Source organism: Nonomuraea thailandensis, from assembly GCF_024172165.1.
GTDB classification, from domain to species: domain Bacteria; phylum Actinomycetota; class Actinomycetes; order Streptosporangiales; family Streptosporangiaceae; genus Nonomuraea; species Nonomuraea thailandensis.
Map to the genome: position 1 here is coordinate 3,478,675 of NZ_JAMZEB010000002.1, position 15,643 is coordinate 3,494,317.

Annotated in this window: 13 protein-coding genes and 1 pseudogene; 7 read left to right on the forward strand and 7 right to left on the reverse strand. The window is 70.3% G+C overall.

Annotation, left to right across the window (positions count from 1 at the left end; genetic code table 11):
• Nucleotides 1–26 precede the first annotated feature (26 nt).
• Entirely contained in the window at nucleotides 27–431 is a 405-nt protein-coding gene (locus HD597_RS19510; RefSeq protein ID WP_253744093.1) for a DUF4267 domain-containing protein, read from the forward strand.
• A 38-nt stretch (nucleotides 432–469) separates the two neighbouring features.
• Nucleotides 470–1,780 (forward strand): FAD-binding oxidoreductase, encoded by a 1,311-nt coding sequence (locus HD597_RS19515; RefSeq protein WP_253744094.1) that lies wholly within the window; start codon nucleotides 470–472, stop codon nucleotides 1,778–1,780.
• A gap of 564 nt (nucleotides 1,781–2,344) precedes the next feature.
• Here the strand turns inward: HD597_RS19515 and HD597_RS19520 are convergent.
• From HD597_RS19520 to HD597_RS64615, 3 genes are all read right to left on the reverse strand, one after another.
• Nucleotides 2,345–2,905: a cysteine hydrolase family protein gene (locus HD597_RS19520; protein ID WP_253744095.1), complete on the reverse strand. Its 561-nt coding sequence runs from the start codon at nucleotides 2,903–2,905 to the stop codon at nucleotides 2,345–2,347.
• Between the two features lie 273 nt (nucleotides 2,906–3,178).
• Complete coding sequence (locus tag HD597_RS19525) at nucleotides 3,179–4,438, reverse strand: MFS transporter (RefSeq protein ID WP_253744096.1); 1,260 nt, start codon at nucleotides 4,436–4,438, stop codon at nucleotides 3,179–3,181.
• Between the two features lie 283 nt (nucleotides 4,439–4,721).
• The gene (locus tag HD597_RS64615) at nucleotides 4,722–4,844 is read right to left on the reverse strand and encodes a hypothetical protein (RefSeq protein ID WP_276082960.1); all 123 of its coding nucleotides are present in this window, start codon (nucleotides 4,842–4,844) and stop codon (nucleotides 4,722–4,724) included.
• Here HD597_RS64615 and HD597_RS66770 point away from each other — a divergent pair.
• Nucleotides 4,843–5,517 (forward strand): phosphotransferase, encoded by a 675-nt coding sequence (locus tag HD597_RS66770; protein ID WP_372513378.1) that lies wholly within the window; start codon nucleotides 4,843–4,845, stop codon nucleotides 5,515–5,517. The two genes, HD597_RS64615 and HD597_RS66770, sit on opposite strands and share 2 nt — an antisense overlap.
• Before the next feature lie 265 nt (nucleotides 5,518–5,782).
• Nucleotides 5,783–8,578: a helix-turn-helix transcriptional regulator gene (locus tag HD597_RS19530; protein WP_253744097.1), complete on the forward strand. Its 2,796-nt coding sequence runs from the start codon at nucleotides 5,783–5,785 to the stop codon at nucleotides 8,576–8,578.
• Nucleotides 8,579–8,602: 24 nt separating this feature from the next.
• On the opposite strand, the gene HD597_RS64620 is transcribed toward HD597_RS19530, so the two are convergent.
• Nucleotides 8,603–10,621, reverse strand: coding sequence for an SGNH/GDSL hydrolase family protein (locus tag HD597_RS64620; RefSeq protein ID WP_276082961.1), 2,019 nt, complete (start codon nucleotides 10,619–10,621; stop codon nucleotides 8,603–8,605).
• Between the two features lie 580 nt (nucleotides 10,622–11,201).
• Here HD597_RS64620 and HD597_RS19540 point away from each other — a divergent pair.
• Nucleotides 11,202–11,460: pseudogene (locus tag HD597_RS19540) on the forward strand (transposase family protein); the annotation flags it as partial.
• A 22-nt stretch (nucleotides 11,461–11,482) separates the two neighbouring features.
• Here the strand turns inward: HD597_RS19540 and HD597_RS19545 are convergent.
• Nucleotides 11,483–11,878: a VOC family protein gene (locus HD597_RS19545; protein WP_253744098.1), complete on the reverse strand. Its 396-nt coding sequence runs from the start codon at nucleotides 11,876–11,878 to the stop codon at nucleotides 11,483–11,485.
• Between the two features lie 458 nt (nucleotides 11,879–12,336).
• On the reverse strand, nucleotides 12,337–13,230 hold the full coding sequence (locus HD597_RS19550; protein ID WP_253744099.1) for a LysR family transcriptional regulator: 894 nt from the start codon (nucleotides 13,228–13,230) through the stop codon (nucleotides 12,337–12,339).
• 116 nt (nucleotides 13,231–13,346) lie between these two features.
• Here HD597_RS19550 and HD597_RS19555 point away from each other — a divergent pair, with 116 nt between their 5' ends.
• Nucleotides 13,347–14,399, forward strand: a complete 1,053-nt coding sequence (locus tag HD597_RS19555; RefSeq protein ID WP_253744100.1) for a YncE family protein — start codon at nucleotides 13,347–13,349, stop codon at nucleotides 14,397–14,399.
• A 39-nt stretch (nucleotides 14,400–14,438) separates the two neighbouring features.
• The gene (locus tag HD597_RS19560; protein ID WP_308210968.1) at nucleotides 14,439–14,927 is read left to right on the forward strand and encodes a LysR substrate-binding domain-containing protein; all 489 of its coding nucleotides are present in this window, start codon (nucleotides 14,439–14,441) and stop codon (nucleotides 14,925–14,927) included.
• 13 nt (nucleotides 14,928–14,940) lie between these two features.
• Here the strand turns inward: HD597_RS19560 and HD597_RS19565 are convergent, their stop codons facing one another.
• On the reverse strand, nucleotides 14,941–15,555 hold the full coding sequence (locus HD597_RS19565) for a TetR/AcrR family transcriptional regulator (RefSeq protein WP_253744101.1): 615 nt from the start codon (nucleotides 15,553–15,555) through the stop codon (nucleotides 14,941–14,943).
• Between the last annotated feature and the right edge of the window lie 88 nt (nucleotides 15,556–15,643).

The window sequence follows — 15,643 nt, forward strand, 5'->3', positions numbered from 1 at the left end:
CGTCCGTGCATACAAGGAGAGCGACCATGTCGCTGAAGAAGCTCAACACCGTCCTGGCCGCCGTCGTCGTCCTGTTCACCCTCTACCTCGGGTTGTCCTTCGTCCTGCCCCTCGGGACCACCTTCCCGGGGCTGGCGAGCTGGCCCTCTGACGGCAGCGGCTTCTCCATCGTGAAGGGCAGCCGCGAGATCGCGATGGGCCTGGCCATGGGCATCCTGCTAGTGACGGGCCACCGCCGCCCGTTGGGCTGGGTCCTGCTGATGGTGGCCGTCGCCCCGTTCGGCGACATGGTCAACGTCCTGGCCCACCACGGATCCACGGCCGCCGCGCTCGGCATCCACGGCCTGACCGCGGCGCTGATCGCGGTCACGGGATTGCTGACCCTCCGCGAGACCAGCACCACCCCGGCGACCGCCACGCAGCCCGCCTGACGTCCGCATTCTCTGAGAACTCGAAAAGGGAGACGACAATGACGATCAACGATCTGCGCGGTGTCCTCAAGGGGCGCGTGCTCCTGCCCGATGACGACGGTTTTGAACAGGCGACCACCGCGTGGAATCTGACCGTCAGGCAGCCGGTGGCGGCCGTAGCAGAGGCCGCGGATGCCGACGACGTGGCGGCGCTCGTGCGTTACGCGCGGCGGGCGGGTATGACGGTGACCGCGCAGCCGAGCGGGCATGGCGCCTCCGGTGATGTGGAAGGCCTGATCCTGCTGCGTACCGGCCTGCTGAACGAGGTGGAGGTCCGCGCGCAGGAGCGCGTGGTCCGGGTGGGCGCGGGCGTGAAGTGGGGGCAGGTGCTGGCGGCGGCCGGCCCGCTGGGTCTGACCGGCCTGGCCGGCAGCGCGCCGGGGGTCAGCGTGACCGGCTACACCCTGGGCGGTGGGGTCGGCTGGTTCAGCCGCAAGCACGGCTTCGCCTCCGACAGCGTGCGGGCCATCGACATCGTGGACGCCGATGGCGAGCCGGGCCGGGTGACCGCCGAGTCCGATCCCGAGCTGTTCTGGGCGCTGCGCGGCGGTGGCGGGGACTTCGCGGTGGTGACCGCCCTCGAACTCGAGCTGTATCCCGTGCCGGTCCTGTACGGCGGGCGCGTGATCTGGTCAGAGCACCGGACCAGGGAGGTGTACGACGCGTTCCTGGAGATCACCGCCGAGGCGCCGCGTGAACTCAGTGTCTGGATCAACCGGCTCCAGCCACCCGGCGCGTCGCCGATGGTGACGCTCGATCTGGCCTACCTGGGTGAGGCGGCTCAGGGGCAGGGCCTGCTGGCGCGCATCGACAAGATCGAGGGCGCGATCTCCGACAGCCGCGGCGTCGTCCCGGTTGCCGACCTGGGCACCATCGCCGCCGAGCCCACCGATCCTGCCCCCTCCATCGCTCGTGCGGAGCTGCTCACCGGCCTGGACCCGGACGCGGTGGAGCTCCTGCTCGCCAAGCCGGTCGAACCGCTCATCAACGTGCAGATCAGGCACTTGGGCGGGGCGCTCGCCGAGCCGGGCGGCGGGGCGGGTGCGAGCGGCGCGGTGGCTGAGCCGTACCTGCTCGGCCTGCTGGGTCTTGGCCTGCCGCACGCGGCCGATGCGACGCGCACCAAGCAGGCCGAGGTCGCGGCCGACCTGAAGGCCTACATCAGCGGCCGCACACCGTACACCCTGCTGTCCCCCGGTGACACGGCGGCGCAGTCCTTCTCCGGCAGCGCGCTCGCGCGGCTGCGGGAGATCAAGCGGGCCCGTGACCCGCACAACGTGTTCCGCGCCAACTACCCGGTGTACGGATAGATCGGTTCCACCAGGTCACGGCCCCTCCGCCCACCGGGGCGGCGGGGCCGCACCACACCCACGTGACAGATGTCGCCGCGAGCACTGGAAGGGCACACCCACACAGGTAGGACTCGCACAACGAAAGGTATCCGGTGCACCGTGGCGATCAGCAGATCCACCAGCGCATCGGCGACCGCCCGCTCCCGCTCCACCAACAGCGCGGTCGCGCAGACTGGTCGACGGGTCTGCGACGGTGATCCCGGCTCGTGCGGGGGCCTGCATGCGTGCGGCTCGCCAGGCGCTGAGGGTCGGTTCGAGTAACGCCCGAGCGGGCGTCGGGCAGGTCTGAGGGGTAGGGGCGGCGTGAGGTCATGGCACTCGTGCTAGCAGACTGTCGCCGCGGGGGAAGGCCCGCACCTTTTGGGGTGGGCGATTCGGGGACATCCCGGGATCGGACGGGCAGGGCAACCACCCACGACACCCGAAACCGACCCCACGCTCCGAGTACGCAAATAGCCTGACGTCTCACTGGGTTGGACAGGTTCCGCGGGCATGGCTCAGATCTTTAAGGCTGACGGCTGGTCACAGGCGGGCGGTCCACTCGTGGCCTGTAAGGACGTCAGCACCCCTGGCCGGGAAGACGCGGTTGATCAGGAAGTCGTGCACGTCCGCTTCCCCGTCGGCGCAGGCGTCGCTGAGCACGGTCACGTGGTAGTCACGGTCGGAAGCGTCGTAGAGGGTAGCGGCGATCATCGCCCCGGTCGCGACACCGGTCAGCACGATCGAGTCGATGTGCTGGGCGCGCAGGAGCCGATCGAGGTCGGTCGCCGCGAAGGCGCTGGCGCGGCGCTTGAGGACGACGGCCTCGCCCGGCAATGGCTCAATGCGCGGGTGCACGAAGGTCTCGGGGGACTCTTCGTGAAACAGCGTCCCCGCCCCGTGCAGGCCCCTGATCAACTGATTTCCCGCTGCCACATCAAGGCCTGAGGCCCGGAGCCCGAAACGGATGAAGATCACCGGGATTCCGGAGGCTCTGGCCGCGGGGAGAACCTTCTCCACGACAGGGAGCACCTCGGCGGCGAAGGGATAGTTGTCCACGATGCCCGCCTGCAGGTCGCCGACGATGAGCGCGGTGGTGGTCATACGGTTTCCTTGTCTGTACAGCGCGCCATCGGCCATCCTCGATGGTCATATCGTTGGCGCTGTTGTCGTCGATCTAGTACAACGATGGTGGGACAGATCAAGGGCCATCGGCCGCGGCGCATGGCGGCTTGGGGCGCAGGCCGCACCATCAGGCTCCATGTCCACCACAAGCTACCCCCTGGCCCGCTCAAACCACGATGGCACGACCTCAAGTCCGCCGTCACAGGACAGCCGGCCGTCAAACGCTGCTGCTGCTCACCGGCAGCAGCACGTTCATCGCGTCCTCCCTACCGCATCGGATGGTGAAGCCGATGATGGGGGATTCGTGAGCGGCCGGAACGTGACGAAGAGCATCAGCAGGACCCCGGCGCCGCACCAGGCTCCGATGACCGTGGAGGTGGGAAGAGCCTCGCTGAGGGCGCCGGTGGTCACGATCGCGGCGCCCTGGGCGATCTGGATGCCGCTGTTCATGACGCCGAACGCCCGGGCCCGGTATTGGTCCGGAAGCACGTCTTTGAACAAGGCCTGGGCAGTGGGCAGCAGCAGCGACATCACCACGCCGGAGGAGGCCACCAGGAGCAGCACGCCGGCGAGCGGTGGGTCGAGCAGTGCCGGGGTCAGGGTGAGGGGTGCCAAGATCGCCAGGGGCCGGATCAGCCGGGTCCGGGTGCTCGGTCGCAGCAGCCGGGTCAGGAGCAGGCCTCCGACGACGACGCCGAGCGGGTTCGCGGCCATGATGAGCCCCTGGGCCGCGCCGCCGCCGTCGAGTTCTGCGGCCCAGGCCGCGGCCAGTCCTTCGGGGACGACCACGAAGGCGACGGTGGCGAAGGCGATGAAGGCGATGGCCCGCATCACCGGGTCGCCGAACACGACGGCGTATCCTTGCCGGGTCTCCCGCCACAGGCCGGTGCGAGCAGCGGTCGCGAGCGTGGCCGGCCGGAGCTTGACGTGACGGCGCAGCAGGTACGCCGAGCCGAGGAAGGTGCCGGCGTTCAGCAGCAACGCGACATGCGGGCTGTGGGCGGCGATCCCTCCTCCGGCGGCGTACCCGACGACCTGGGCCAGATGGAGGATCGTGTTGTTGAAGGCGAGGCCGAGCGCGTAGCGGTCGCCGGTCAGGATCTGCGGGAGCTGGGCCGAACGGGCCGCGTCGAACGGCGGGGCGAGCAGCCCGCCGGCGAACAGCAGCACCAGCAGGACGGCCACCGGTACGCCGGGGATCGCGATCAGCGCGATCAGCGCCGCTCTGACCAGATCGCAGGAGATCATCACCGAGCGTGCGGGATACCGTTCGGCCACGGCCGCGAGCAAGGGTCCCGCGGTGAGCCACGGCAGATAGCTCAGAGCGAAGGCGGCCGCCGAGGCCAGTGCCGAGCCGGTGCGATCGAAGACCAGCAGCGCCACAGCGGCCTTGCACAGATAGTCCCCGCTCCAGGAGAGCACGCTCGCGGTGAACACCGCGCGGTACTCCACCAGAACGAAGAGATCGCGATAGCCCGCCGGGTGCTTCTCATCCGTCTCCGGTCGACTCATCCGTTCTCCGTCATGCGCTCCATGCGGTGGCCGGCTCCGCCGAAGGCTGCGGGCCGGCCACTGTCAGATCTTCTGCGGGCATCAGTGGTCCCAATGAGTGTCCTTGCGGGTCATGAGGCACCTCCTTTCGGCATTTCACGGGGTTCGTCGCTGAGGCGCTCGGTCATGCTCTGCTTACCGGGCATGGGAGTGCTTCTGCCGGAAAACGCGTACACGCGCGTCTCCTTTTCAAGATCGCACATGAGGCATGCAGAACGGCTGCAAGAAATCTGCAGTGATTCGATCAATCGCCAAGGGTGTACTCGACCTGCTGGCGGTGGCCGTGAACCGGTTCGGCTTCGGCCGCGTTGTTCTCAAGGCTGCCGCAGCGCGAGATCGAGGTGGAGCCATGGGCCCTGCCGTCCATGGCGGAGCATGGCGTTCCGGTCCCCGAGGTCATCGCCGGCGTCCCAGACGCGGAGATCCCGCACCTGGTGACCCGCTTCGTATCGGGTGAGCCTGGAGTCGTGACGCTCAAGGCGGCGTCCGAGGTGGGACGGCTATCGCGTGTCGTCCACTCCCTCCCCGTCAAGGAAGCGGGCTTCTTCAACGAGTCAGCCGGCTTGCCGTCATGCGGTGAAGAGACATGGGCGGAGGGAGTCGCTGGGCTGGCAGATCGGCTCGACCCGGTCGCCGATGCCGGAATCCTGCCTCCGGTACTCCTCTCCCGATGTCGAGATCTCCTGGACGGTACTCGGTGGGATCAGTCCTGCGTGTACGTGCACGGCGACTTCCACCCGCGTCATGTCCTTTCGGCCGGGTCCGGGATTGAGGGGATCATCGACTGGGCCGACTGCGGTGCCGTTAGCCCAATGGCTGGACCTGGCCGGCCGACGCGTCGTTCCACATGGCGAACCACCGGCTGCTCTGCATGCTGCTGGCGCTCGTGTGGGAGTACGAGTGCGGTGGGGGCTGGCTGCGCGAACGCGGTTCCGGAATCGCATCAGCACTCGCCACAGCCATGCGCTCCTGAACTGCCCCTACGACAGGAGAGAGTCTCTGACCTGCCGAGCGCCTGGACCGCCGCCTGCTGGCGTTAGCGTTCGCGACTGCCCCGCTCTCCGTACTTGTACCGCTGAACTCGGCAGCCGCGACGCATGACACGACCATGCGGCCTGTCCCTGCCGAGCAGCAGCCCGACCGACCCGACCTCTGCAGACCCGGCGCCAGAGAACGCCCCCGCCGACCCTGCACCCACTGACCCTGTCCTTCTCCCGTATTCCGGCTGCCCCCTGTGCGGCCCCGCACGCCCTGGGTAAGATCGCCGTGTCTTGGGGCGGCTTTCTGCGGGACCGGGGGTCTGCGATGACCGAGGCGGTGTTACGGCCCGAGCTGGTGGGGCGGGCCGGAGAGAGGTCCTTGGTGGAGGCCGCGATCGCCGGCGGCCACCGTCTGGTGCTCATCGACGGGGAGCCGGGGGTCGGCAAGACCCGGCTGCTGGAGCACCTGGTCGAGCGGGCGGAGGCGGCCGGGCGCACGGTGCTGGCCGGCAGCGCCACCGAGTTCGAGCGGCTCGTCCCGTTCGGCGTCTACGTGGACGCCTTCACCCGCCTGTCCGACACCGCTCCCGAAGGCGGGCCCGCGGAGGCGGCGTTGGGCACACTGCTGTCGGCGGGCAAGGCCGACCAGCTCGATCGTTACCACACCTACCGCAGCATCCGGTCGTTCCTGGCCCGGCTGGCCGATGACTGCGGCGCCGTGGTGGCGCTGGACGACCTGCACTGGGCCGACGCGCCCTCGCTCGAACTGACCGAGTTCCTGCTCCGCCGCCCGCCGGCCGCTGGGTTCACGCTGGCCCTCGCGTGCCGTACGGGCACCGTCCCGCCCGTGATCGCCGAGGCCGTCGCGCGGCGGGACCCGCACGTCACCCGGCTGAGCCTGGCCCCGCTCGACGAGGACGCGGCGGCGCTGCTGGTGCCGCCGCAGGTGGACCCGGGCCGTCGACGGCTGATGTACCGGGCCAGCGGCGGCAACCCGCTGTTCCTGCGGGCGTTGCTGGACGCCGACGACCGGCTCCTGAGCGAGCTGGCCGAGGGGCGGCCGGGCGCCACGCTCGCCCTCGAACAGACGCTGCTGGCCGTGCTGCGTCGGGAGTTGGACCGGCTCACCCCCGCCGGCCGGCGGGCGGCCCACGCGGCGGCGGTTGCCGGGGAGCTGGCCTCGCCCGTCGTCATCTCCCACGTCGCCGAGCTGGACGCGGCGAGCGCCGCCGCCGCCGTGGACGAGCTGTGCCGACACGGCCTCGGCACGCTGGCGGGCGCGCGGTTCGCCTTCCGGCATCCGCTGGTGCGGGCCGCCGCGTACGACACGTGCGGGGCGGCCTGGCGCGTGGCCGCCCACGCCAGGGTCGCCGGCCACCTGCGCCGCACCGACGGCTCGCTCGCGCTGCTGGCCCACCACACCGAGCGGTGCGCCGAGCCCGGTGACGAGCGGGCCGCCAGGACGCTGGGCGACGCGGGCATCGCCTACCTGGACTCGGCTCCGGCGACCGCCGTACGGCTGCTCCGCGAGGCGCTGCGGGTGCTGCCGGAGCGCGACGACCTCGTCCCGTACCGGGGCAGGCTGCTCACCGGGCTGGCGCGCGGTACCGGCGTGATGGGCTCGCTGACGGAGAGCCGCCGCATCCTGCACGAGGTCATCCACCTGCCGCCCGAGGTGGCCTCGGCCGCGGTGGCCTTCTCCTCGGTGATCTCGCGCATGCTCGGGCGGCTGGACGAGGCGCAGGCGCTGCTGAGCGCGCAGACCCGTAAGGCCGAGGGGCGGGTACGCGCTCAGCTGCTGGCCGAGCTGGCCGCCGTGGCGATGCTGCGCTCGGACCCCGGGGGCGCCAGGCGGCACGCGCGCGAAGCCCTCGCGCTGGTGTCGGAGACGGCCGATCCCGCGCTGGAGGCGGCGGCGTACGCGCTGATGGGGGTGGCCTGCATGCAGGACGGCGACCTGGCGGCGGCGCGGGCGCACAGCAGGCGGGCCGGCTGGCTGATGGACAGCGCCTCCGACACCGCCCTCGTGCCGCACGTCGAGCTGATCGCGCCGCTGTCGTGGAGCGAGATCTTCCTGGGCCGGCCTGCCGACGCCGAACGCCATCTGACCCGGGGCGTCGAGCTGGCCACAATGTCCGGGCGCAGCTACGCGATGCCGTACCTGCTGATCGGGCAGGCGCAGCTCAACGCCAGGACGGGGCAGCTGGCGGAGGCCATCGAGATCGCCGAGCACGCCGCCGCGGCCTCCGAATACATCCGCAGCAGCGAGACGCTGGCGATGGCGCGGTGCGTGCTGCTCCTGCCGGTCCTGTGGCGGCACGGCATCGAGGCCGCCCTGGCGCTGGCCGGCTCGCTGGCCGCCAACGGGCCGGGGTCCGCGTGGTGGCAGGCGATGGCGTACGTGCCGGTGGCCCGCGTAGGGCTGGCCGGGCAGGCAGGGCCCGACCACCGGCTGCCACCGGTCCTGACCCGCGACACCGAGGTGGAACGGCTGGCTGTGCAGTCGATCCGGGCCGGCGCCGACGGCGACGTGGGCACCGCGCTGGCCCGCTCGGCGGCGGCGGTCGAGGCCGCCGGCGACCTCCCGTACCGGCTCGGGCTCGCCCACGACGCCCGCGCCCGCGCGTTGTGCGGCCACGACGACCTGCCCGGGGCCGTGACCGCCGCCCGGATCTCCGCCGAGCGGTTCGCCGAGAGCGGCGCGGTCGTGGAGCGGGGCCTGGCCCATCAGCTGCTCGCCACCCTCCACGACCGGATGGGCGACGCGGCGGCCAGCCGCGCCGAGATCGGGCGGGCCAAGGCCGCCTATCGGGAGTCCGGGGCGGACTGGCTGGCCGCGCGGCTGACCCGGGTGGAACGGCGGCTGGCCGCCAGGGGGCAGCGGCACGCGGCGCGGGAGACGGCGCTGACCGGGCGGGAACGGGAGGTGGCCGAGCTGATCAGCCAGGGGCTGACCAACCGCGAGGTGGCCGAGCGGCTCCAGGTCAGCCAGAAGACGGTGGAGACGCACGTGTCGCGGATCTTCAGCAAGTACGACGTGCGGTCGCGGGTGGCGCTGGCCCGGCGACTGTCCGGCGGCGACCTCCCGGCCGGACGGCCGGAGCCGCCGGCCGGTTCGTGACCGTCCGGCGGCTCCGGGGCGTTCCTACGCCCACTCCTCGTTGGTGATCTCTGTGATGTCGTCGTTGATGTGGATGCTGGGCGAGCAGGGGTCCGGGTGCGACTTGGTGTTGGAGAACTGGATCCAGAAGAGCTGGACGGGCAGCTGGAGGCCGCCGCCGCTCACCACGGACGTCGAGACCTGCATGGAGCCACCGCCGCCCGGCTCCACCTGGATGGGCTTGCACGGGTCGCCGGTGGGCGTGTTCGTGGCCCCGCCGGTGCCGCCGGTGCCGCCGGTGCCGCTGCCGGTACCGGTACCGGAGCCGCTGCCGTCGCCCGAGCCGCCACCGTCGCCGCCGGTACCGCCGCCAGTGCCACCGCCGGTACCGCCGCCAGTGCCACCGCCAGTGCCGCCGCCGGTGCTTCCGCCTGTGCCGCCGCCGGTGCTTCCGCCTGTGCCACCACCCGAACTACCGCCGGTGCCGCCGCCCGGGACGGTGCTCGAACCGCCGTGCTCGCCCGGCTCCCCGGTCGGGTACGTGTAAGTGGCCGGAATCCAGCTGTAGCCGCTTCCGTAGCCACCACCACCGCCGATGCCACCGCTGACCACGTGCGCCCCCGGAATCGCGGGGAACGGGATCGGGTCGGTCACGATGGTCACCGGGAACTTGGTCTCGCCGTTGGGGCGGATGTAGTGGCAGATGCTGTCGATCTCGGCCCCCTCGCACATCAGCTCGGGGTGAGCAAGCGCCCATTCCTCGAATTCCCGCTCCGCCTCCGGGTCCTGCGCGTCGGCGATCGGGTTGGTGTGCACGTTGGTGAAGTCGGGGCCGTTCGGGAACAGGTCGGGGAACGCGCCGGCCATGAAGGTCGCCAGCGCCTTGCCGATCGCCACCGCGCCCGGCTCGTTGGGGTGGAAGCTCTCCTGGGCGATCTTGAAGGCCTTGGTGTTGCCGATGAGCTCCTTGCGGACCTTCAGCCCGTTGAAGTACGGCGCCGCCTGACCGAGCTCATGTCCGGCCACCACGCTGGTGCCGTTCGGCCCGGCCGTGTTCGGGTCGAAGACGTGCAGCTTGACGGAGGGGTACCTGGCACGGAAGTTCGCGACCGCGTCCTTGATCGCCTGGTTGACGGCGGCGGCGAACGGATACATCTGGTCCAGCGCGGCGCCGGTGATCTGGGTGATGCCGGCGTTGCCGGACGCCTTGACGGCCAGCGGATAGAGCGCCACGACGATCGCCGCCTTGCCCGCCTTGGCATGCGTGTCGACCAGGGCCTGCTCGACGTTCGCCGACACCTGCGGGATCCGCTTGAGCAGCCGCTTCACCTCGAGCTCCACGTCGCGCGCCTGGTAGTTGGGCATCGACGGGTCGTGGATGTCCTCCTTCAGCCAGCCGACGTAGTGCGAGGCGATCGCGGACGACAGCAGCGACCCGAAGCCGGCGTCGTTGCCGCCGAGCCCGAAGTAGACGATGTCGGTGTCTGCGGGAACGCCGTCGAGCTGGGGCGGGTTGCGTACCACGCTGCAGCTCTTGTTCTCGCAATGCTGCTGTTTGAGGTGCTTGGTCTCGGCCCCTGACGAGGCGTTGAAGTGCATTTCGTCGCCGCCCCAGGTGGAGCGGATCTCCTGCGGCAGGATCGTGTACGAGCCGATCGGATAGCGGCCCTGCTGCAGGTAGGCCCAGGCCAGATGGGCGGGCGCGTACCCGGACTGGTGCTTGAACGACTCCGTGGGATAGCCGACGTAGACGCTGCCATGGCTGGCGCCCTCGCCGCTGGTGTAGCTGTCGCCGACCGTCGCCCACTTGTAGTGGCGCTTCGTCGGCTCGGTGGTCGGCTCGGTGGTCGGCGCTGTGGTCGGCGGCGGAGTCACAGGGAGCGGGGGAAAGTTCGGCACCGGCTTGAGCGTCGGCACGATCGGCCCTGTGGTCGGCCGGGGCAGGTTCGGCCCGGCGGAGGCCGGTCCGCCGGCCAGCACGGTCGCGACGATGGCGGCCACGAGCCCGATGAGGCCCAGCCGCCCGAGCAGGAGCCAGCGCCGTAACCGGTGGGGAGGTCGCATGGAGGGAGTTTCCTTTACGCCGGAGGGGACAAACGGGATGTCGTACCGCAGGCATCCTCCGCCCCCGCGCGCTTCCTAACATCGGGTGCTCCTCACCCGACCACCCCGACTTTTGCCCTCGGGGAGGGCGACCGCCAGGTTGTCATCGTTCTCAACTCACGACACCAAGACGCGTGGGCGGCCCGCTGCGGCGTCGATGGTCATCTTGGGTTCTCGACCTCTTCCCGCAGGTCAGGACCTCAGCTGTCGATCTTCGTCGCGCGGGGAAGGTGGTCAGCGTTCCTCGACGTCGGCAGCGAAGCGGTCCCAGGCGGCCTGCAGGCGATGTTCAGGGCCCTGGCCGCTCCTTGGCCCAGGTCACTCCGCGGTCGGGCGGGATGCGAACCCAGGCCCACATGCCCCTGTCGCGCGATGGCATCCTCTGACGGGTCCGCGCACGGGTCGCTCGGATGTCTACGCCTCTACTGGCCGCGGCTGTCGTCCGGCTGGGCTGGAGGGTCCGCACGCGCTGGACTCACCGCGTCACTGTCGCTCGCGCCGTCGGCGGGCAGTGCGCTGAGCGATCAGTGCGGTGCTGAGGCGTAGACGTGGGATCCGAGCGGTCATCCGGAGAAGACCGATCAGGCGGCCAACCGCAAGAGGCGCGCTCCTGCGGCGGTCGTCCGATCGGCCATGATCTGGATCTGTATCAACAGCGCAACACAGTGGAACGGTTCATCAACCGGATCAAGGTATGGCGCGGGCTGGGCTTCCGGTTCGACAGAACGCCCGAAGGCTACCTCGCTGGTCTCCACCTACGCGGTGCCATCTTGTGGATCCGGAGCCTCCGCCCATCTTGAGATCCGAACTCCATGCGGGCCCCTAGGAGCCGGTGACCGGCGAGGCGATTCCCACGAGGACGCCGTAGGGGTCTCGGACATACGAGACCACTTGGCCCCAAGGGGTGTGGTGTGGCTCGGCCACGGCGCTGGCACCCGCCGCGACGGCGCGGGCGAAGCCGCCGGCGACGTCATCGGTGATGAAGGTGAACTCGAGCCCCGCCGGAGGCATGGAAGGGTCGAGGGCGGTGTAGGGAATGGGCACCGCCTGCACCCCCAGCCGGTGGCTGGTGAAGGCGAGCGCCGTGCCGCCGGTATCGAGCTGGGCGAAATCTCCGGACTCGTGAACGAACGCGCGGGCGAGCCCGAAGGCCCGCTCGTAGAAGTCCACGGCTTGGATCACGTCCGAGACGTACACGATGGCGTAACCGAACCTCATTGCGGCTCCTGGAAGATCAGTACGGGACAGGCTTCAAGGCCACCACGGAGCCGGTGCAGCGGTCTTGCACAAATCAGACATCGTGCTGTCGATCACCGTGGTGCGATGGCCATCCCCGGTTTGAGGCCAGGAGCGCCGATGCCCCCTGTCATTCAATCGGGGCGGGGAGGTGGCGCCTCTTCCAGCGCGTGAGATCGTGATCCCGATCTCACGGAATCGCACGGCACGGTCCGCGTCCCCTCAGTGGCTGAGCGCTGTACGTGGTCGACCGACCGTGATCTAACTGAGCGTTTCCCGCCGCGGTCTGCCCCGTGAGCCGACTCGCCTGATCCTCCAAGGGATCCATCGGCCTTGGCCCCGGGAAGCGCTCACCTGCGTTGGCCGGGCTTGGCACGTGCATGTGCGGCCCGCAGCCTCGCGCCGCGCAGCGGGAGGAACGCAGGGCCGACAACCGTTGCTCATCCGACCAGGGTGTCGATGACCGCGCGGACCTGGCGGCGGAGCCAGGCGTGCCCCTGATCGGCCGCATGACGGGGATGCCAGGCCATACCTATCGCCATCGGGGGGACGTCCAGTGGAACGGTAAAGGACCGCAGTTTCAGGGCGGCAAGGATGGAGTCGAGCCACCCGTTGATGGCCAGGCAGACGAGGTCGCTGGTGGCGGCCAAGATCATGGCGGCGGTGTGGCTGGGGACAACGGCGGCCACCCGGCGGCTCAGGCCGTACTGGGCCAGCGCGACGTCGATGGGGCCACGCAGTCTCCCGCGACGTGAGATCCCGATGTGCGGCACCCGCGCGAAGCGGAGCGGGGTGATGGGCTCGGCGAACAGGGGGTGGTCTTTCCTGGCCACGGCCACCATGGTGGCCGTGGCCAGCGGCTCGGTGCGGATCTCGGGGTCGAGGTCGCCCAGCACGCCGACTTCGATGTCCACCTCGCCCTGTCGCAGCGCGGGACCTCCCTCCAGGGCCTCGGGTGCGAACACCACGTCAACCTGCGGAGCCTGAGCGTTGACCCGTTCCATCAGCGGTGCGCCGAGACCGGTCAGCAGCAGGTCGCTGGCCTGGATGGTGAACGTTCTGCGCAGATGGGCGAGGTCCAGCGCGGGCGCGGGGGCGAACAGCGCCTCGGATCGCTGAAGGAGCTCGCGCGCCTCCTCACGTAGGCGCAGCGCCCGCGGGGTGGGAACCAGGCGCTGCCCGGCCCGGACGAGCAGGGGATCTTCCAGGATCCGGCGCAGGGTTGCCAGTTTGCGGCTGGCCGCCGCGGGTGAGGTGCCCAGCCGTTCCGCTGCCCGGGTCACGCTGGCCTCGTGCAGGAGGGCGTCGAGTGCCACCAGCAGGTTCAGATCCATGAGCAGTCCCAATGATTGCGGCCAGCGTAAAGATTACGTGCCAATTTTTGCATTGCCCGGCAACAGGCGTCTCTTCGAGACTGGCCTGACACATCCTCGACAACAAGGAGAAGCGGGTGACGTACGACGCACTGGCCGGGCGAGAGGGCGACGTCCTGGCGGTGGTGAGCCAGAGCGGACCCACGGTGTCGTTCTTCGACGCGGCCAGCCACCGGCTGCTGGATGTGCTCGAAGTGCTGGCCGAGCCGCACGAACTCTGCCTCGACCCGGCGCGGCGCCTGCTGTGGTGCACGCACAGCTACCACGGGGGCTACTACCACGCCAACAACGGCCGGCGCAGCGAGATCACTCTCCTCGACCCCGACGAGCGCCGCATCGTGGACGTGATCGACCTGGCACCCGAGCACGCCCCGCACGGCCTGGCCCTCGACTCCACCCGCGACCTGCTCTACGTGAGCGTGGAGGGCGCCCAGGACCGCCCGGGCGGCGTCGTGGTCGTCGACCTCGCCACACGCAAACCCATCGGCCGTATCGACACCGGGGCCAAGGGGCCGCACTGGTTCGTCATCAGCTCGGACGGCAACGCCGGCTACGCCAGCAACAAGGAGGCGCCGTACGTGTCGGTGGTGGACCTGCGCACCGGCATGATGACGGCCAAGGTGGAGGTGCCCGGCAGTGAAGGGCTGGCCGTCTCCGGCGACGGCGGCGAGGTCTTCGTCGCCGCCCCCTACGGCTCCTTCACCGCTCCAGGACCGCACGCGACGCCCGGCATCCGCGTCATCGACACCACCACGGCGTCGATCACCAAGGTCATGCCCACCGGCGCGTTGACATTCCCCGTCCACGTCACCACCACCGGACGGCTGCTCACCGGCGAGCTGCGCATGGAAGCCGCCACCGACTCCCAGCTCGGCCGCCAGGCCCCTGGCCGACTCACCGTGTTCGACGCTCACGACCACCGGCCGCTCGGCGGCGTCGAGATCGGCCGCTTCCCGCTGACGATCACCTCCTCTCCCGACGGCCGGCTCGGCTACGTCTCATGCGTGTCCTCCTCCACCGTGGACGTCGTGGACCTGGAGGGGATGCGCCGGCTGGCGCGCCTGGAGATCCCCAAGCGCGGCGAGCCGGGTGCGCACGGCCTTGCCTACGTCCCCCGGCAAGAGCCGTGAGCACCCACGAGCGACGGCACCCTGGGCCTGAGGAATCCGATCACCGGCCCGACCGAGCCCACCTTCACCGAGCACGGCGTCGACGTCGTCCTGATCTCCGAAGCCTTCCCCACGCTGCACCCGCGCGAGCGCCTGTACGACGACCGCTGCGTGGTCGTGGCCTCGACGGACACGCCGCCGGACGCGAGCGCGCTCGACCTGCTGACGACGCAGCCGCACGTCGTGGTGGACACCGAGCGGCGGGTCTTTCCCTATTCGGTGCTCGACGAGAAGGGGGTCGACTACCGCATCGGGCGGTTGATCTCCGACTTCCTGCTGGTCCCGTACCTGGTGGGGCGGGCCGGCGGAGTCGCGCTCCTGCGCTTCAGGGTCGCCGCCGAGATGCGCGCGCTCGTCGGCCTACGCATCGAGGAGTTCCCGTTCCCGCTGCCCGGGCTGGGCATCGACATGGTCTGGAACCCGCATCTGGGCGATCACCACTTCGTCGCCTGGCTGCGCCAGCTCCTGTTCGACGCCGCGCGGTCCTGAGGCGCGCGCCGGGTCAGTGACGGCCGATCGTGCCGAACCAGCTTTCGGTGAGGACGTCCAGCATCTCGTCGCGCCCGACACCCCAACGCCCCGGGGTCCAGTGCCGCGCGACATGGTCCAGCTCGGTGATCGCGATGACGCCGCGGAAGCGCCGGGTGCCGGCGGGGAACCGGCCGGCACGGTCGAGGCCGTCCTCGATGTCGCCGATGGCCTCGTTCAGCCATGCTTCGAGTAGCGCGCGGATCTCGGGATCGACGGCGGCGGCCTCGAAGGCGGCCGTGGTGTAGGGGCGGATCGCCTCCCATCGTTCGGAGGTCGCGGCGAGCCAGGCGCGGATCCGCTCCCGTGAGCCGTCCTCGACCACGGCGACCAGCTCACGTTCGGTCGAGCCGTGCTCGGCGGAGGGGACCCGGTCGAGCGCGGCGTTGAGCCGCTCAGAGACGAGGGCCTTCATCAGGTCGACCTTCGACGGGAAGTAGGCGTAAAAGGTCACCCGGGTTGTCCCCGCCGCCGACGCGATGTCGTCGACCGTGGTCGCCGCGTAGCCCTTCGAGACGAACAACTCCACGCCGGAATCCAGCAGGAGCTTGCGCGTCATCTCCTTCTGCGCCTCACGAAGCCTCGCCATCCCGCCAGCCTAGAGCACCGCGATCGCGTTCCGTGCTGGGTGAGCATTCTCCATACGCAGCGCACAAACTCTTGACGTGGTGTTAAGT